The organism is Streptomyces sp. NRRL WC-3742 (genome assembly GCF_000720635.1).
GTDB lineage: Bacteria > Actinomycetota > Actinomycetes > Streptomycetales > Streptomycetaceae > Kitasatospora.
On record NZ_JOCF01000031.1, the window covers coordinates 104,611 to 124,472 of the forward strand.

At 75.2% G+C, this 19,862-nt stretch carries 4 protein-coding genes and 1 pseudogene; all 5 read right to left on the reverse strand.

All coding sequences use genetic code 11. The annotated features are described in order from the left end of the window. Nucleotides 1-69 precede the first annotated feature (69 nt). Nucleotides 70-5,442 (reverse strand): annotated as a pseudogene (locus IH61_RS0118600) (SDR family NAD(P)-dependent oxidoreductase); the annotation flags it as partial. A gap of 215 nt (nucleotides 5,443-5,657) precedes the next feature. After that, nucleotides 5,658-8,984, reverse strand: coding sequence for a non-ribosomal peptide synthetase (locus IH61_RS0118605; protein ID WP_031071130.1), 3,327 nt, complete (start codon nucleotides 8,982-8,984; stop codon nucleotides 5,658-5,660). 31 nt (nucleotides 8,985-9,015) lie between these two features. Beyond that, nucleotides 9,016-9,849 (reverse strand): hypothetical protein, encoded by an 834-nt coding sequence (locus IH61_RS0118610; RefSeq protein WP_031071133.1) that lies wholly within the window; start codon nucleotides 9,847-9,849, stop codon nucleotides 9,016-9,018. 223 nt (nucleotides 9,850-10,072) lie between these two features. Then, nucleotides 10,073-11,233, reverse strand: a complete 1,161-nt coding sequence (locus IH61_RS0118615) for an acyl-CoA dehydrogenase family protein (RefSeq protein WP_031071135.1) — start codon at nucleotides 11,231-11,233, stop codon at nucleotides 10,073-10,075. Nucleotides 11,234-11,353: 120 nt separating this feature from the next. Beyond that, nucleotides 11,354-19,861: a type I polyketide synthase gene (locus tag IH61_RS0118620; RefSeq protein ID WP_063763225.1), complete on the reverse strand. Its 8,508-nt coding sequence runs from the start codon at nucleotides 19,859-19,861 to the stop codon at nucleotides 11,354-11,356. Between the last annotated feature and the right edge of the window lies 1 nt (nucleotide 19,862).

Here is a 19,862-nt window from a genome sequence, read left to right on the forward strand (position 1 = left end):
AAGATCAGAAGGTCGCAACTCTGACTCGGTCAGGTTCGGAACCAGGGAAGATTCCGAACCCGGTCAGGATCAGAAGTTGTGCAGTTCGCTCTCCAGCGCCGCCAGCAGGTCGTCCTCGGACGCCTCCGCCAGCTCGGCGTCCGCCGTCGACCGCGCCAGCTCGCGCAGCCTCGCGGCCACCTCCTGGCGCAACTCGTCGTCGGGGGAGAGCGCCGCCATCGCCGCCTCGATCCGGTCGAGGTCGGCGAGCAGCGGGTTGGGCGCCTCGGCCGGGGCCAGCTCGGCGAGCAGGTGCCGGGCGAGGGCGGTGGGGGTGGGGTGGTCGAACACGAGCGTGGCGGGCAGGCGCAGGCCGGTGGCCTGGTTGAGCTGGTTGCGCAGTTCGAGGGCGGTGAGCGAGTCGAGCCCGAGGTCCTGGAAGAGCCGGTCCACGTGGACGGCCTCCGGCCCGGCGAACCCGAGCACGGCGGCGATCCGGCGACGGACGACGTCCAGTAGCAGGTCCAGCCGCCCGGCGGCGTCCAGCCCGGTGAGCCGCTCGGTGAGCGCCTCCCGACCCGAGGCGTCGGCGCCGCCGGAAGCGGAGGCCAGGACGGCGGCCCGCTGCGGCCGCGCGGTGATCAGACGACGCAGCAGCGGCCGTACGGGCGCCCGCTCGGCCAGCCCCCGCAGGTCGAGCCGCGCGGGGACGAGCAGCCCGGCGTCCCCGAGCGCGAGGTCGAGGGCGGCGAGCCCCTGGGCGTCGGTCAGCGGCAGGACGCCGGAGGTCGCGAGGCGGCGCACCTGCGCGTCGTCCAGCTCCCCGGCCATCCCGCCCGCGTTCCAGAGCCCGTACGCGAGCGCCGAACCCGGCAGGCCGGCGTCCCGCCGCTCGGCGATCAGGGCATCCAGGTAGGCGTTCGCGGCGCCGTAGTTGGCCTGTCCGGGGTTGCCCCAGGCCCCGGCGAGCGAGGAGAGGACGACGAAGGCCGTGAGCGGCAGCTCCCGGGTCAGCTCGTGCAGGTGCCGGGCGGCGTCGGCCTTCGGCCGGAGGACGCTGTCGAGAGCCTCCGCCGTCAGCCCCTCGACCAGGCCGTCGTTCAGGACGCCGGCCGTGTGGAGGACGGCGGTGAGCGGGTGCGCGGCCGGAACCGAGGCGATCAGCGCGGCGAGCGCCTCGCGGTCGGAGACGTCGCACGCGGCGATCACGACCTCCGCGCCCGCCGCGACCAGCTCGTCCCGCAGTTCGGCGGCGCCGGGGGCCTCGGGGCCGCGCCGGCCGGCCAGCACCAGGCTGCGCACGCCGTGGACGGCGACCAGGTGCCGGGCGGCCAGCGCGCCGATCCCGCCCGTCCCGCCGGTGATCAGCACGGTGCCGTCGAGCGCCACGGCGGCGCCCTTCGCCTCCCGCAGTCGGACCAGGCGCGGAGCGCTCATCGTCCCACCGCGCAGGGCGAGTTCGGGCTCGCCCGTGGCCAGGGCGGCGGGGAGCAGCGGCAGGCTCTCCCCGTCGGCGTCGACGACGACGAAGCGGTCGGGGTGCTCGGCCTGCGCGGCCCGCAGCAGGCCCCGGGCGGCGGCGAGCGCCGGGTCGGGCGATTCGCTGCGGGTGACCACCACCAGCCGGGACTCCTCGCTCTGCGCCAGGTGCAGCTGCACATGGGCGAGGGTCTGCCGGGTGGCGCTGCGCAGCCGGGTGAGCGGGTCGTCGGCGGGGTCGGTGACGATCTCCGCCAGCGCGTACGGTTCGGGCTCGCCCTCCCCGGTGGCGGTGACCGGCTCCCACTCGACCCGCAACAGGGCGTCGGTCGCGGCGCCCAACTGCCCGGCGGCCAGCGGGCGCAGGGTGAGGGCGTCCACGCTCAGCACGGGCGCGCCGGACGGGTCCGCCAGGTGCAGCGCGTACTCCTGCGGGCCCCGCGCGGCCAGGCGCACCCGCAGCACGGTCGCGGCCGAGGCGTGCAGGGTGACGCCCGACCAGGTGAACGGCAGCAGGGTGTCCGACCGGCCCGAGGCGGCGGCGTGCGGTGCGGCGGAGTGCAGCGCGGTGGAGTGCAGCGCGGTGGAGTCCAGCGCCGTGGAGCGCAGCGCGATGGAGTGCAGGGCGGCGTCCAGCAGCGCGGGGTGCAGCGCGAAGCCGTCCGTCTCCGCCCGCGCCTCCTCCGGCAGTGCGACCTCGGCGTACAGCGCGTCCTCCGTCCGCCACACGGCGCGCAGACCACGGAACGCCGGGCCGTACTCCAGCCCGATGGACGCCAACCGCCCGTAGGCGTCGTCCAGTTCGACGGGCTCGGCGCCGGCGGGCGGCCACTCGGCGGAAGCGGACTCCGCCGGCGAGGCGTCGCCCAGCAGCCCGGTGGCGTGCGCGACCCACCCGCCGTCCTCGGCGTCCCCCTCGGCGCAGGAGTACACGCCGACCTCGCGCCGCCCGTCCTCGCCGGGAGCCTCCACCACGACCTGCAGCCGGACGGCCTCGCCCTCGGCGATCACCAGCGGTGACTGGAGGGCGAGTTCGTGCAGTCCGGGCGCCCCCGTCCGGGCACCGGCCTGGAGCGCCAGCTCGACGAAGGCCGCGCCGGGGAGGATGACGGATCCGTGGACGGCGTGGTCGGCCAGCCACGGGTGACTGCCGAAGGAGACCCGCCCCGAGAGGACGAGCCGGTCCCCGGTGGCGAGTTCGGTGGCGGCGCCGAGCAGCGGGTGCGCGACGGCGTCGAGGCCGACGGTGGTCGGATCCCCGGCCGTGACGTGGGTGCGCAGCCAGTAGTGCTGGTGGTCGAAGGCGTACGTGGGCAGGTCCACCGGACCGGGGGCGCCCGGCTCCAGCGGCGACCAGTCGACGTCGACCCCGCGCGCCCAGAGCCCGCCGAGGGCCGTGACCAGCGTGGTCGCCTCCTCGTGCTCGCGCCGGGCGACGGGAACGGCGACCACCCGCTCGTCCTCGGCGAAGATCTGCCGGGCCAGCGCGGTGAGGATCGCGTCCGGGCCGGTCTCCACCAGGGCGCGGGCCCCGGCGGCGTGTGCGGCGGCGAGTCCGTCGGCGAAGCGGACGGCCTCGCGGACGTGGCGTACCCAGTACTCGGGGTCGGTGAGCTGCCCCGAAGTCGCCAGCGTGCCCGTCACGTTGGAGACGACGGGGATCACCGGCTCGCTGTACGCGACGGTGGCGGCGACCGCGCGGAACTCCGCCAGCATCCCGTCCATCAGCGGCGAGTGGAAGGCGTGGCTCACCCGCAGCCGCTGGGTCTTGCGCCCCTCGGCGGCCAGCTTCTCGGCGACCGCAGTGACGGCCTCCTCCTCGCCCGAAACCACCACCGACGTGGGCGAGTTCACCGCCGCCACGGCAGCCCGGTGCTCCAGCCCCGCGAGCAGCGGCAGCACCTCCGCCTCACTCGCCCGGACGGCGATCATCGCGCCGCCCCCGGGCAGTTCCTGCATCAGCCGCCCGCGCGCCTCGACCAGCCGGGCCGCGTCCGCCAGCGAGAACACCCCGGCGACGTGCGCAGCGGCCAGCTCACCGATCGAGTGCCCGACCAGCACGGCCGGCCGCACCCCGAATGCCTCCAGCAGTCGGTACGCGGCGACTTCGAACGCGAACAACGCGGGCTGCGTGTACCGCGTCTCGTCCAACTCGTCAGAGGAGAAGCACAGTTCACGCAGCGACCGCCCGAGCAGCGGGTCGAAGGCCGCGCACACCTCCTCGAAGGCCGTGGCGAACACCGGGAAGGCCGCGTACAACTCCCGTCCCATGCCGGACCGCTGGGCCCCCTGCCCGGTGAACAGCACGCCCGCCTTCGGCAGGCCGTGCGCCACACCCGTCACGGAGAACTCCGCCAGCCCGGCCGCCAGTTCGGCCGTGGAGGACCCGACGGCCACACCCCGGCGCTCGAACGCCGTCCGCCCCCGCAGTGCCGAGGCGACGGCCGCCGGGCCCGGCTCGCCCGGCTGCGACACGAACGCCGCCAGCCGCGCGGCCTGCGCCCGCAGCGCCTCGGGGCTCGCCCCCGACAGCAGCCAGGCGTGCGGCCCGGCCTGCGCACCGGCCTGCGCACCGGCCCGCGGACCGGTCCGCGGATCAGCCTCCGGCGCCTCGACGGGCTCCGCCTGCTCCAGCACCACGTGCGCGTTGGTGCCGCTGATCCCGAAGGAGGACACCCCGGCCCGGCGCGGCCGGTCCAGCGCGGGCCACTCCCGCCGCTCGGTGAGCAGCCGCACCGCACCCGGCGACCAGTCGACGTGGTGGGTCGGCTCCTCCACGTGCAGGGTCTGCGGCAGCACGCCGTGGCGCATCGCCATCACCATCTTGATCACGCTGCCGACGCCCGCGGCCGCCTGCGCGTGCCCGATGTTGGACTTCAACGAGCCCAGCCAGAGCGGTTCCTCACGCCCCTGCCCGTACGCGGCCAGCAGTGCCTGCGCCTCGATCGGGTCCCCGAGGGCCGTGCCCGTCCCGTGGGCGTCCACCGCGTCGACCTCCGCCGACGCCAGGCCCGCCTGGGCGAGCGCCTGGCGGATGACGCGCTCCTGCGAGGGCCCGTTGGGCGCGGTGAGCCCGTTGCTGGCGCCGTCCTGGTTGATCGCCGAGCCGCGCAGCAGCGCCAGCACCCGGTGGCCCCTGGCCTGGGCGACGGAGAGCCGCTCCAGCACCAGGACCCCGACGCCCTCGCCCCAGGAGGTGCCGTCCGCCGTCGTGGAGAAGGACTTGCAGCGCCCGTCCGGGGCCAGTCCGCGCTGGCGGCTGAACTCCACGAAGGAGGCCGGCGTCGCCATGACCGTGACCCCGCCCGCCAGCGCCAGCTCGCACTCGCCCTGGCGCAGAGCGTGCGCGGCGAAGTGCAGGGCGACCAGGGAGGAGGAGCAGGCGGTGTCGACCGTCACCGCCGGTCCCTCGAAGCCGAGTTCGTACGAGACCCGGCCGGAGGCGACGCTCGCCGCCTTGCCGGTGCTGGCCATGCCCTCCAGGTCGCCGGGCACGGCGGGGAACGGCGTCGCGTAGTCGTGGTGCATCAGGCCGGTGTAGACGCCGGTGCGGGAGCCGCGCAGCCCACGGGGGTCGAGGCCCGCGCGCTCCAGGGCCTCCCAGGAGACCTCCAGCAGCAGCCGCTGCTGCGGGTCGACGACCATCGCCTCGCGGGGCGAGATGCCGAAGAACGCCGGGTCGAACTCGGCGGCGTCGTACAGGAATCCGCCGGTGCGGGTGTAGCTGGTGCCGTGGTGGTCCGGGTCCTCGTCGAAGAGCCGGTCGAGCGGCCAGCCCCGGTCCTGCGGGAACTCGCCGATGGCGTCCCGCCCTTCGGCGACCAGCTGCCACAGCTCCTCGGGCGAGGTGACCCCGCCGGGGTAGCGGCAGGCCATGCCGACGATCGCGATCGGTTCGCGCGCGGCGGAGGCCAGCTGGCGGTTCTGCTCGCGCAGCCGTTCGGTCTCCTTCAGCGACGCGCGCAACGCATCGATCAGCTTGGTGTCGTTGGCAGCCATCTCTGCTACTCGCTCCTCGCGGCCTGGCGGAAGGACGGTGAAGGGGGTGGAGGGGTGAAGGGAGTGGGACAGGGCAAAGCGGACCGCCCGTGCCCACGGCACCGGAGCGCGACCACCAGGGCGGGCGCGGGCACGGACGGAGTACCGGGGCCGTCCGGGCCGGTGAGGGCGGGCCCGGACGGCGGGGGGACCTCGGAGGGTCAGCCCTGGTGGGCCCTGACCTGGTCAGCCAGCGTCCTCGGGGTCGGGTTGGCGAAGAGGTCGGCCAGCTTCAGCCGGACCCCGATCTCCTTGCTGATGCGCTGGAGCAGCTTCGCCCCCAGCAGCGAGTGGCCGCCGCTGGTGAAGAAGTGGGTGTCGGCGTCGAGGCCCGTGGTCTCCAGCAGGTCGTTCCACATCGCGGTGAGGGCGTCGACCACCTCGTCCCCGGTGCCGCCGGCCGCCGTGCCCTCCTCGCCGCGCGCCCGCTCGGCCCGGCGGGCTATCGCGGCGCGCACCAGCGCGGGGTAGTCGACCTTGTCGTTGCCGGTCATCGGAAACGCCTCGACCACGATGAAGTCCTGTGGCACGGCCGCCCCCTGGAGCAGCGCCCGGCTGTGCGCCCAGAGCCCGTCCGCGAGACCGGCGTCCGAAGCCTCGCCGTCCGAAGCCTCCGCGGCCGAAACCGCGCCGTCCGAAGCCTCGGAGGCCGGGACGACGAAGGCCACCAGGGCCCCGTCCGTGGTCGGGTCCCCGACCGGGACGACGGCCGCCGCCCGTACGGCCGGGTGCTCCAGCAGCACCGACTCGACCTCGCTCAGCTCGATCCGGTTGCCGCGCAGCTTCACCTGCCGGTCCATGCGGCCCAGCACCTCCAGGGTGCCGTCCGGCAGCCAGCGGGCGAGGTCGCCCGTGCGGTAGTGGCGCCCGTAGCGGGGGTGGTCGGCGAAGCGCTCGGCGGTCATGTCGGGCCGCTCGTGGTAGCCGATGCCCACCCCGGTCCCCGCGATGCAGAGCTCACCGCGGAGACCGACGGGCAGTTCGCGGCCACAGGGGTCGGCCACGAAGATCCGGGTGTTGGCGATCGGGCCGCCGACGTGCAGCCGGCCGCCCTCCTCCAGGTCGTCCAGCCTGCCGGAGGCGGACCAGACGGTCGTCTCCGTCGGCCCATAGACATTGCGCAACTCGCCGCCGGTGGCGAGCAGTTGGCGGGCCAGCGCGGGCGGCAGCGGCTCGCCGCCGGAGAGCAGCTTCCGGCCCTCCAGCCGGGCGCCGGCCTGCTGGACGACGAGGCGCCAGGTGGTCGGCGTGGCCTGGACGAGGTCGACGGAGTGCCGGTCGAGCACCTCCAGCAGCCGGCCGCCGTCCACCCGGGCGTCGTCGGGGGCGACGACGACCAGGCCGCCGGTGGCGAGCGGGACGAACAGCTCCAGGGCGGAGATGTCGAAGCTGAAGGTGGTCATCCACAGCGTCGAGGTGTCCGGCGTGCAGGCCAGCTCCTCGGCGAAGTGGGAGACGAGGTTGGCCAGGTTGCGGTGGCTGATCAGGGTGCCCTTGGGGCGGCCGGTGGAGCCGGAGGTGTAGATCAGGTACGCGCAGGCGTCCGGGTCGATCTCGGGCAGAGGCAGCTCGAGGGCCCGCTCGAGGGCCCGCTCGGGGTCCTGATCGAGCGCCTGATCGAGCGACTGCTCGGGCCCGGGCCCGCCCAGCGGCAGCACCGTCCGCTCGCCGCCCTCGGGCACGGCCACGCCCTCGGCGGCGAGGACGAACCGGGCATCGGCGTCGTCGAGCTGGTAGGCGATCCGCTGGTGCGGGTGCTCCGGGTCGAGCGGCAGGTAGACGCCGCCGGCCAGCCAGACGCCCAGGACGGCGGCGGCCAGCTCGGCGCCGCGGCGGCCGAGCAGTGCGACCACGGCGCCCGGACCGGCGCCGGCCTCCCGCAGCCGGGCGGCGACGGCCTGCGCGTCGGCCCACAGCTCGCCGTAGCTCAGGGTGGCCTCGTCCGTGCGGACGGCGGGGGCCTCGGGGGCGGCGGCGGCCTGCTCGGCGACGGCGTGCAGCACGGACGGGTACGGCACCTCCTGCTCGGTGGCGTTGGCGCCGTCGATCACCGTCCGGTCGCACCGGGACCAGGCGTTGAGCTCGCCGAGGGTGACGTCCGGGTCCTCGCCGACGGCGAGCAGCAGCGCCTCGTAGCGGTCGATCATCAGCTCGACGTCGGCCCGGTCGTAGGCGTCGCGGTAGAACGCGGCCCGGATCTGCAGCGTGTCGCCGGACTCGGTGACGAAGAACTCCAGGTCGAACTTGCTGTAGCCGTTCTCCACGGTCACCAGCCGGGCCTTGCCGCCGCCGATGGTGAAGCGCGGGTCGCTCTGCGGCACGTAGTTGAAGACGTGGCGGAAGAGCGTGTTGCGCCAGGAGGCGTCGGCCCGGGGGACGATCTCCAGCAACTCGTCGACGGGGAAGCCGGCGTGGCCGACGGCGTCCAGGAAGGTAGTCCGCAGTCCCGTGGCCAGATCGCGGAACGTCCGTTCGGGTGCGACGGACTGACGCAGCGTCAGGACGTTGATGTGGTAGCCGACGGTCCTGCTCTGCTCGCGTCCGCGCACGCTGATCGGCGAGCCCACGGTGAGGTCGGGGCCCGCGCCGTGGGAGGTCAGCAGGGCGAAGTAGCCGGCCAGCAGGACGACCACCTCGGGGGCGCGCAGCTCGCGCTGGAGGCGCTTGGCGACCGCGGCCGCGGCCGGGTCGAGCCGGCGGGTGACCCAGTCGCCCTCCAGGGTGGTGCGGGCGGGTAGCGGGCGGTCGTTGCCGAGGTCGAGCCCGGAGGTGGTCAGGCCCGCCACCTGCCGCTGCCAGAACTCCCGGCTGCGGTCGTCAGGTTGGGGCTCCGTCCAGCGCGGCGCCTCGCCGGTCAGCTGCTCCGGGGTGGGCTCCCCGGAGTCGAAGGCGTCGTAGAGGTCGCGGAACTCCTCCACCACCACGCCGGTCGACATGCCGTCGTAGACGCTGTGGTGCAGCACCAGGCAGAAAACGTCGCCGCCGACCTGCCCGCCGTCGCTCTGGTCGCCCACCGGCCCGGAGCCGGGCGGAAGTTGGACGTGGCGGGCGCGCAGCAGCGGGCTGCCGTCGGCGCGGAACGGGGTGGCGGTGAACGCCATCAGCTCCGCCAACACGTCGGTGCCCGGCCCAGGTCGGCTGTGCGAGAGCGGGACGGCGGCCCGCTCGGCGGGGACGGTCCCGCGCAGAAGCTCGGAGCCGCCCTCGCCCTCGGTGGCCCGGAAGACGGTCCGGAGCACCTCGTGGCGGCGCACCAGCGCGGTCAGCGCCTGGCGCAGCACCTCGTGGTCGAGCGCGCCGTCCGCCTGGAAGGTGAAGGTCAGGTTGTTCACCCCGGCGCCGGGGACGAGGTCCTCCAGCAGCCAGAGCGCCCGCTCCTTGCTGCTGGCGGGCGTCCCCGCGGTGCCGGCGGGCGTTCTCGCGGACGTGCCGTCGGCGACGGCCCCGCTGGTGTGCTCCATCTCGGTGCCTCCGGTCGTCATCGTCATCGGGTCGTCCCTCGTCCCTCGCCCCTCGCGCCTACTCGGCGGCCAGCAGCCCGTCGACGGTCTTGGCCACCTCGTCGCCGCGCAGCAGGTCGGCGTGGACGAGGCCGGGGAAGGCGATCTCCTCGGCGACGAACGGCCCGTCGCGGTGCAGGATGTCGTTGCGCACCCGGCTGAGGCCGTTCTCCGCGCTGGAGGAGGACAGTGCGGTCGCGGCGGCCCAGCGCGGCAGCGGCTCGGCGGCGTCGGCGATCGCCAGGTAGGCCATGAAGGAGGTGAACGCCTCGACCACCTCGACCACGAACTCCTCGTCCAGCCCGGTACGTTCGCAGGCGAGGGCGATCGCGGCGCGGAAGCGCTCGATCAGCACCAGGGCGAGCTCGCCCGGGTCGGTGATCCGCTCGTGGGCCTCGCGTCCGGCCTCGCGCAGCTCCTCGATCTCCTCGGCGGCGAGGAACTGGTGCAGGCTCTCCACGAACATCGCGAACTGCCAGTACACCGTGCCGGCGTCGACCAGCTCCGGGTCGAAGAGGATCAACGCTGGCTTGCTGCCCTGGAGTTCGCCGATCTTCTCGGCCAGCAGGGCCGCGTGCACGCCGCCGACGCAGAAGCCGAACACGGCCCGCACCGGCAGCCCGGCCGCGCGCACGTCGTCCAGCCAGGGCTGGAGGTAGGCGTCGTGGTCGGTGATGCCGATCTCGGCGGGGGCGACGATGCTGCGCCAGAACGCGTGGCCGCCGGTGAGGCGGGCGGCGAGCTCGGAGAAGTCCGCCTGGAGGCGACCGGTGGCCGGGAAGTCGACGGCGAGGAGGACCTCTCCGGTCGTCCCCTCGGTGATCCTCGTCCAGCTGGGCGTCGGGACGCTCATGGTTCCCCCTCGGAAATGTCACGCGGGCACAGGTGTGATGACGGGTGTGATGACGGGCGTGGTGACTGGTCGCCGGTGACGCTAGTCGCCCCGGACCACCCCGACCCACCCCTAAGGACCCCTAAAGCGCGAGGTGGGGGGCCCTGTCCCGGTTCGGGTACGACGCGGACCCCGTACGGCAGGGGGTGTGCCGTACGGGGTCCTCATGAGGCGCCCGGGGGTGTCAGGAGCGCCTCGGCACGGGGATCACGTACCGGCTGAAGACGAGGTCGCGCAGCACGTCGTCCCCGCCCTCGACGATCGACACGTAGCGCATGTCGCGCATCAGCTTTCCGATGGGCAGGTCGTCGGTGTAGCCGAGGCCGCCGAACATCTCGGAGCCGACCGTGGCCACCTCCCAGCCGGCCTGGCCGCAGAACATCTTGGCCGTCAGCGCGGACTTGAGGGTGCCCTGCCGGTTGAAGACGGCGGCCGGGTCCGCGCCCTCCATGATCTCGTCGTAGTCCCGCGCCGCCTGGCGGCACTGGCTCTTCATGACGTCGATCAGCATCTCCATCTGCCCGAGCTTGGCCGCGAACACCGGGCTGTCGGTCAGCGTGCCGTCCCGGAAGCGCTTGGTCCTCGCGTACTCCATGCACAGGTCGCGGATGCGCCGGGCGATGCCGAGGGCGGTGGTGGCGATCAGGATGCGGCTGGCGTTGAGGCCGATCTCCAGCAGCCGAAGGCCGTTGCCCTCCAGCCGGTTGGCGGCGGGCACCCGGCAGCCGTCGAAGTGCACCTCGTACGTGCCGGAGGTGCGCAGCCCGATCATCTCCCAGCGGCGCACGACCGTCAGCCCGGGGGTGTCCCGGGGCACGACGACGGCCATGTGGTCGCTCGGGTCCTCGGCGGAGCGGGCGACGACCACCAGGAAGTCGGCGAAGCCGGAGTTGGTGGAGAAGAACTTCTCGCCGGTCAGCACGAGTTCGTCGCCCTCGCGGGCCGCGGTGGTCGCGGTGCGGCCCAGCTCGCTGCCCGCCTCGCGCTCGCTGCCGAGCGTGGCGCAGTAGCCGCCGCGCTCGGCCATCGGGCGCAGGTAGCGCTCCTTGAGCTCCTCCGAGCCGTACAACGACACGATGCTGGTGCCGAGCACGGAGATGAACAGGGTGAACGCCACCCCGGCGTCGCCGTAGGAGAGTTCGTTGACCAGGTCCACGCCGTCGGCCAGCGGCAGGCCCCGGCCCCCGCTCTCCTTGGGCAGCCACCAGTTGGCGAGCCCGGTCTCCGCGAACCTTCCGTACAGCGGCAGCGGCATCTCGTCCCGGGTGTCGAGCTGGGCGTGCCGGTCCTTCAACTCCTGGGCGACGAAGCCGCGGACGGCTTTCCTGAGGTCGGGCGCCACCATGCGGTGCTCCTCTTTCTCGGTATCTGGGTGTCGGTACGGGCGGGGCAGGCGTCGAGGGGGTACGCGTCGAGGGGGTACGCGTCGAGCGGGCAGACGTCGAGAGGGCAGACGTCGAGAGGGTCACGCGTCGGTCTGCATCGCGAGCTGGATGAGGTCGTCGACCTGCATGCTGTCGATGTCCTGGTCGTCCGGACGGTCCTCGTCCTCCGCCGCGGGGCCGCCGCCCTCGGTGAGCCGCAGCAGGGCGTCCAGCAGCCCGGCCTCGCGCAGCTGCTGGACGGGCACGGCGGCGAGCATCCGGCGCACCTCCTCGTCGCAGGGGCCCCGGTCCTCCTCGGGGGCCTCCTCCTCGGGGAACAGCAGGTCCCGGACGTGACCGGAGAGGGCGCCCGGCGTCGGGTAGTCGAAGACCACCGTCGTCGGGACCTGCACGCCGACCACCTTGTTGAGCCGGTTGCGGAACTCGACGCCGCTCAGCGAGTCGAAGCCCAGCTCCTTGAAGGTGTAGTCGGTGTCCACCTCGTCGGGCGACGGGTAGTCCAGGACGTCCGCGATGGTGTCGCGGATGACCTCCAGCAGCTCCCGCTCCTGCTCCGGCGTCGGCAGACCGACCAGGCGCGCCGCGAAGGCCGACAGGGCGGGCTGCCCGTTCTGCTCCGGCACGGCGGCCGCCTGCGCCGCCTGCCGGGCCCTCGGCCGGACGAGCCGGCGCAGCAGCGCGGGCACCTCGTCGCGCTCGCGCAGCGCGGCCAGGTCGAGGCGGGCGGGCACGGTCACGGCCCGGCCGAGGCCGAGCGCCAGGTCGAACAGCGGCATGCCGTCCGCCTCGGTGAGCGGGGCGACGCCCAGGCGGCGGAACCGGGCCAGGTCCGCCTGGCCGAGCCCGTCACCCATGCCGCCGCCCGCCGCCGTTCCCAGGTCCCACAGGCCCCAGGCCAGCGAGGCGGCCGGAAGGCCCTGCGAGCGGCGCAGCTCGGCGAGCGCGTCGAGGTAGGCGTTGGCGGCGGCGTAGTTGGCCTGGCCGGCGGTGCCGAGGGTGCCGGCGATCGAGGAGTAGGTGACGAAGGCCGTCAGCGGCAGCTCGCGGGTCAGCTCGTGCAGGTGCCGGGCGGCGTCCGCCTTGGGCCGGAACACCCGGTCGAGGCGGTCCTCGGTCAGCGCGGTGACCGGGCCGTCCGCCAGCACCCCGGCCAGGTGGACGACGGCGGTCGGGGGGTGCGCGGCGACCAGCGCGGCGAGGGCCGACCGGTCGGTGACGTCGCAGGCGGCGAGGACGGTCTCGGCGCCCAGCTCGGCGAGTTCGGCGGCGAGCTTCTCGGCGCCCGGCGCGTCCGCGCCCCGGCGTCCGGCCAGCACCAGGCGGCGGACGCCGTGTTCGGCGACCAGCCGGCGGGCGACCAGCGCACCGAGGCCCCCGGTGCCGCCGGTGACCAGCACCGTGCCGTCCGGGTCCCAGGCGCTCGCCGTGGTGCCGGAGGCCGTGGCCCGTTCGAGCCGGGGTGCCAGCAGGCGGCCCTGCCGGACGGCCAGTTCGGGCTCGTCCGTCGCGAGGGCGGCGGGCAGGGCCTCGACGCTCTCCGGCGCCCCGTCCAGGTCGACCAGGACGAACCGGCCGGGGTGCTCGGCCCGCGCCGAGCGGACCAGGCCCCAGGCGGCGGCCAGCGCCGGATCGGGGGTGGCCCCCGCCTCGGCGGCCACCGCGCCCCTGGTCACCAGGGCCAGCCGCGCGCCCTCGAAGGCGGGCTCGGCCAGCCACTCCCGTACCAGCTCCAGCGCCCGGTGGACGGTTTCCCGAGCCTCGCTCCCGGTGGGGGTGAACAGTGTCGCCACGGTGTCCGGTACGGGCTTCGCGGCCCGCAGCGCCGCCAGGTCGGCGAAGCCCGTCCAGCCGGACGGCAGCCCGGCACCCAGCGCGGCCACTGCCGCAGGGGCGCTGGGCGCGGGCACCTCGCTCCACTCCACGGCCAGCAGCGAGCCCGCCGAGGCCCCGGCGAGCGCGGCCGTCAGCTGTTCGGCGGAGGCCGGGCGCAGGTCCAGCGCGTCCACGGTCAGCACGGGTGCCCCGGCCGCGTCCGCCAGGTGCAGCGCGACCTCCTGCGGGCTCCGGACGGTGATCCGCACCCGCAGCGCGGTGGCGGCGGAGGCGTGCAGCGCGACACCCGACCAGGCGAAGGGCAGCAGCACCGGCGCCTCGGCGGTGTCCGCGCGGTCGGGCTCCAGCACCATGTGCAGGGCGGCGTCGAACAGCGCCGGGTGCAGGGCGAACGCCGTGGCGTCGGCCCTGGCCTCCTCGGGCAGTTCGACCTCGGCGTACACGCTGTCGCCCGAGCGCCAGGCGGCGCGCAGGCCCTGGAACGCCGGGCCGTAGTCGTACCCGCGCTCGGCCAGCAGCCGGTACGCCTCCTCCAGCGCGGCCGGCCGGGCGCCCGGCGGAGGCCAGGCCGTCAGGTCGGCTGCGGGGGAGGAGGCGGGGGAGGGGTCCGGGGCGGCGGGCTGGGCGGAGAGGCGCCCGGCGGCGTGCAGGGTCCAGGCGCCGAGGTCCGCGTCCTCCGGGCGGGAGTGGACGGTGACGGCCCGCGAGCCGTCCTCCTCGTCCGGGGCGGCGACGGTCACCTGGAGCAGCCGGGCGCCCTGCTCGGTGAGCACCAGCGGCGCCTGGAGGGTGAGTTCGCCCAGGCCCGTGGTCCCGGTACGGGCGGCGGCCTGGAGCGCCAGCTCCACGAAGGCCGTGCCCGGGACGACCACCGTGCCGTGCACGGCGTGGTCGGCCAGCCACGGGTGGGTGGCCAGGGAGAGGCGGCCGGAGAGCACCAGCTGGTCGCTGCCCGCCAGTTCGGTGGCGGCGGCGAGCAGCGGGTGCCCGACGGCGGCCAGGCCCGTGGCGCTCAGGTCCCCGGAGGCGGCGGGCCGGGCCTGCATCCAGTAGTGCTGCCGCTCGAAGGCGTACGTGGGCAGGTCCACCGGGGCGGCGGCGGGGAGCAGCGTGGGCCAGTCGATCGCCGCGCCGCGCGTCCACAGCGCGGCCAGCGCCTCGACGGCGGTGCGGGCCTCGTCGCGGTTCCTCCGGGCGACGGGGACGGCGGTGACCTGCGCGTCCTCGGCGAGGATCTGCCTGGTCAGCGCCGTGAGGATCCCGTCCGGGCCGGTCTCGACGAAGACGGTGACGCCCTGCTCTCGGGCGGCGGTGAGGCCGTCGGCGAAGCGGACGGCCTCGCGGACGTGGCGCACCCAGTACTCGGGGTCGGTGAGCTGGCCCGAAGTCGCCATCTCCCCGGTCACGTTGGAGACGACGGGGATCGTCGGCTCACCGTAGGCGACGGAGGCGGCGACCGTGCGGAACTCCTCCAGCATCGCGTCCATCAGCGGCGAGTGGAAGGCGTGGCTGACGCGCAGCCGCTGCGTCTTGCGCCCCTCGGCGGCCAGCTGCTCGGCGATGGCCTCGACGACCTCCTCCTCGCCCGAAACCACCACCGAGGTCGGCGCGTTGACGGCGGCGACGGCCGCCCTGTCCTCGTACCCGACGAGCAGCGGCAGCACCTCCGCCTCGCCCGCCCGGACGGCGATCATCGCGCCGCCCTCGGGCAGTTCCTGCATCAGCCGCCCGCGCGCCTCGACCAGCCGGGCCGCGTCCGTCAGCGAGAACACCCCGGCGACGTGGGCGGCGGCCAGCTCACCGATGGAGTGCCCGACCAGCACCGAGGGCTGGACGCCGAACGCCTCCAGCAGCCGGAAGGAGGCCACCTCGAAGGCGAACAGGGCCGGCTGGGTGTACCGCGTCCGGTCCAACTCCTCCGCATCGGAAGCCTCGAAGCACAGGTCGCGCAGCGACCGCCCGAGCAGCGGGTCGAAGGCCGCGCACACCTCCTCGAAGGCGGCCGCGAACACCGGGAAGCGCTCGCTCAACTCCCGTCCCATCCCTGCCCGCTGGGCGCCCTGCCCGGTGAACAGCACGCCCACGCCGGGCAGTCCGTGCGCCACCCCGGTCACGGCCGGATCGGCCAGGGCGCCCGCCAGCTCCTCCGAGGAGGCGCCGACGACCACGGCCCGGTGCTCGAACGCCGTCCGCCCGCTCAGCGCTGCGGCGACGGCAGCCGGGCTCAACTCGCCCCGCTGCGCCACGAACGCGGCCAGCCGCGCTGCCTGCCCGCGCAGCCCGTCCGCCGTCCGGGCGGAGAGCGGCCACGCCACCGGCCCGGCCTGCTCCCCGGCCTGCTCCCCGGTCTCCGACTCCTCCGGCGAAGGCTCGGCCTGTTCCAGCACCACGTGCGCGTTGGTCCCGCTGATCCCGAAGGACGAGACGGCCGCCCGGCGCGGACGGTCCACCGCCGGCCAGTCCCGCTGCTCGGTCAGCAGCTCCATCGAGCCCGCCGTCCAGTCCACGTGCGGAGTCGGCTCGTCCACGTTGAGCGTGCGCGGCAGCACGCCGTGCCGCATCGCCATCACCATCTTGATGACGCCGCCCACGCCCGCCGCCGCCTGGGTGTGCCCCAGGTTGGACTTCAACGAGCCCAGCCAGAGCGGCTCTTCGCGCTCCTGCCCGTACGTAGCCAGCAGCGCCCGCGCCTCGATCGGGTCGCCGAGCGCGGTGCCGGTGCCGTGCGCCTCCACGGCGTCCACGTCGGAACCGGACAGTCCGGCCCGGCCGAGGGCCTGGCGGATGACGCGCTCCTGGGAGAGCCCGTTGGGGGCGGTCAGCCCGTTGCTGGCCCCGTCCTGGTTGATCGCCGAACCCCGGACGACCGCCAGTACCCGGTGCCCCTCGGCCTGGGCGACGGAGAGCCGCTCCAGCACCAGGACGCCCACGCCCTCGGCCCAGGAGGTGCCGTCGGCGGAGGAGGAGAAGGACTTGCAGCGCCCGTCCGTCGCCAGTCCGCGCTGGCGGCTGAACTCCAGGAACATGCCCGGGGTGGCCATGACCGTCACACCGCCCGCGAGGGCGAGGTCGCACTCGCCGAGCCGCAGCGACTGCGCGGCCAGGTGCAGGGCGACCAGCGAGGAGGAACAGGCGGTGTCCACCGTCACCGCTGGGCCCTCGAAGCCGAAGGAGTAGGCGATCCGGCCGGACACCACGCTGCCCGCCATGCCGGTCAGCAGGTAGCCCTCGGCGCCCTCGGGCGCCTCGTGCAGCCGGGGCCCGTAGTCGGGGGCCATGACACCGGCGAAGACGCCGGTGCGGGAGCCGCGCAGCGCGGTCGGGTCGATGCCCGCCTGCTCGACGGCCTCCCAGGAGGTCTCCAGCAGCAGCCGCTGCTGCGGGTCGGTGGCGGCGGCCTCGCGCGGGGAGATGCCGAAGAACGCGGCGTCGAAGCGGCCCGCGTCGTGCAGGAAGCCGCCCTGGGTGACGTAGCTGGTGCCGGAGTGCTCCGGGTCCGGGTGGTAGAGGCCCTCCAGGTCCCAGCCGCGGTCCTCGGGGAAGCCGGTGATGCCGTCGCGGCCCTCGGCGACGAGGCGCCACAGGTCCTCGGGGGAGGCGACCCCGCCGGGGTAGCGGCAGGCCATGCCGACGATGGCGATCGGGTCCTCGTCCACGGCGGTGAACGCGGTGACGGCCTCAGGGGAGCCGTCCGCCGTACCGAGGACGGCCTCCCGCAGGTGCCGGGCCAGCGCCGCCGGGGTCGGGTGCTCGAACAACACCGTGGCGGGCAGGGTGAGTTCGCACTCGCCGCCGAGGGTGTTGCGGATCTGCACCGACAGGTGCGAGTCCACCCCGAGGTCCTTGAACGTCCGGTCCTCCTGGACTGCCTGCGGATCGGAGTGCCCCAGCGCGGCGGCCGTGTGCGCGACCACCAGGCGCAGCAGCGCGGCCCGCCGGCCCTCCTCGGACAGCGGCTCCAGCTCCCGCCGCAGCGCCGAGGCGGGGGCCTGTTCGGGCTCCTCGACACCGACCGTCCGCAGCGCCGGGCGGGCCGCGGCGACCTCGCCGTCCAGCCAGTACCGCTGCCGCTGGAACGGGTACCCGGGCAGGGCGATCCGCTCGCCGCCCAGCGGCGCGAACACCGCCGACCAGTCCACCGGCAGGCCCCGTACGTGCCCCTCGGCGAGCGAGGTCAGGAAGCGCTCGGCGCCGCCCTCCTCGCGGCGCAGCGTGCCGAGCGCCAGCGCGTTCGCCCCGGCGGCCTCGGCGCTCTCCTGCACGGAGACGGCGAGCACCGGGTGCGCGCTGGACTCGACGAAGAAGGCGTGCCCGTCGTCGAGCAGCGCCCGTACGGCGTCGGCGAAGCGGACGGTGCGGCGCAGGTTGGTGTACCAGTACGTGGCGTCCAGCCCGGCGGTGTCGAAGGGGGCGCCGGTGACGGAGGAGTAGAACGGGATCTCGCTGCCGCGCGGCTCGATGCCGGTCAGCGCCTCGATCACCTCGCGCTCGATGAGCTCCACCTGCGCGCCGTGCGAGGCGTAGTCCACGGCGATCCGGCGGGCCCGCACGCCGTCCGCCTCGCAGGCGGCGAGCAGTTCCTCCAGCGCCTCCGGCTCCCCGGAGACGACGCTGGAGGCGGCGCCGTTGACGGAGGCCAGGGAGATCCGCTCGCCCCAGCGGGCCAGCAGCTCCACCGTCCGCTCGGCGGGCAGGGCCAGCGAGACCATGCCGCCCAGGCCCGACAGCCGCTCCTTGATGGCCCGGGCGCGCAGCGCGACCACCCGGGCGCCGTCGCGCACGCTCAGCGCCCCGGCGACGGTCGCCGCGGCGATCTCGCCCTGGCTGTGGCCGACCACGGCGTCCGGCTCGACCCCGGCGGCCCGCCAGACGGCGGCCAGCGAGACCATCACCGCCCACAGGGCGCACTGGACGACGACCACGTCCTCCAGCGGGGCCGCGTCCGGGCCGCCGCGCACGACGTCCACCACCGACCAGTCGAGGTGCTCGCCCAGCGCCGCGTCGCACTCGGCCAGCCGGGCGGCGAACACGGGGGAGGAGTCCAGGAGTTCGGCGGCCATTCCGGCCCACTGCGAACCCTGGCCGGGGAAGACGAAGGCGACCTTGCCGCTCACGTCCGCCCGCCCGGTCACCAGCGCGGGCGCGGGCTGCCGGTCGGCCAGTGCGGCCAGCCCGGCCAGCGCCCCGACGCGGTCGGCGGCCACGACCACCGCGCGCTCCTCGAGCGCCGAGCGCGTCAGCGCCAGCGAGCGGCCGAGGTCCGCCAGCCCCTGCCCGAGCCCCGAGGCGGCGGCCGCCACGGCGACCTGCGCGGCCTGCGCCCGCAGCCCGGCCCGGTCGGCCCCGGAGACCGGCAGCGGCACCGGCACCTCGCCGGTCAGCAGCGCGGGGCCCGTAGGCCCGGCGGTCTCGCCCGCCGTCCGGCCCGTCCACTCGGCCACCACCACATGGCAGTTGGTGCCGCCCATGCCGAACGCGGACACGCCCGCCAGCAGCGGCCGGTCGGCCTGCGGCCAGGGCCCGAGCTCGGTGCGGACCTCCAGGCCCAGCTCGGCGAGCGGGATGTCCGGGTTGGGCGTCTCGTGGTTGAGCGTGCCGGGCAGCTCCCGGTGCTGCACGCTCAGCAGCACCTTGAGCAGGCCCGTGATCCCGGCCGCGCCCTCCAGGTGCCCCACGTTGGTCTTCACCGAGCCGACGACCAGCGGGCGCATCCGCCCGTCCGCCGTGCCGAGCGCGCCGCCGAGGGCCGCCGCCTCGATCGGGTCGCCGACCGGCGTGCCGGTGCCGTGCATCTCGACGTACTGGACGTAGGCGGCGTCCGTCCCCGCCCGCCGGTGGGCGAGCCGGACGACCTGCTCCTGGGCCTCGCGGTCCGGGGAGGTGAGGGTGGCGCCGCCGCCGTCGTTGTTGACGGCGCTGCCGAGCAGCAGGCCCCGGATCGGGTCGCCGTCCGCGACAGCCCTGGAGAGGAGCTTGAGGACGACGACCGCGCCGCCCTCGCCGCGCACGTACCCGTTGGCGCGGGCGTCGAAGGTGTGGCAGCGCCCGTCCGGGGAGAGCGCGCCGAAGGCGCCGATGCGCTCGGTGGTCTCCGGGATCAGGTTGAGGTTGACGCCGCCGGCCAGCGCGAGGTCGCTCTCGCCGCGGCGCAGACTCTCGCAGGCGAGGTGGACGGAGACCAGGGAGGAGGACTGCCCGGTGTCCACGGTGAGGCTGGGGCCGCGCAGCCCGAGCACGTACGAGAGCCGGTTGGCGATGAGGCTGCGGTGCAGCCCGGTCATGGTGTGCGGGGTGACGGCCTCGGGGCCGAGCTGCCCGGTGAGGGCGGCGTAGTCGTCGGTGATGACGCCGAGGAAGACGCCGGCGGGCCGGCCGGTGAGCCGGTCGGCGGCGAGGCGGGCGTCCTCCAGGGCGTGCCAGCCGAGTTCGAGGGCGAGCCGCTGGTGCGGGTCCATCGCGACGGCCTCGCGGGGCGAGATGCCGAAGAACGCGGCGTCGAACTCGTCGACGGAGTCGAGGAAGGCGCCGCGCGGCCAGGAGGTGCGGGGGCCGTGCTCGTCGGACCAGCGGCCGGCGGGCGCCTCGGTGACGGCGTCGCGGCCCTCGCGCAGCAGGTGCCAGAAGGCGTCCGGGCCGGTGGCCTGCGGCAGCCGGCAGGCCAGGCCGATGACCGCGACCGGCTCGCTGACCGGCTCGCTGACCGCCTGGGCGAGCGGCTCGTCGGTGGTGTGGTGGTTCATGGCGCGCTTGGACATA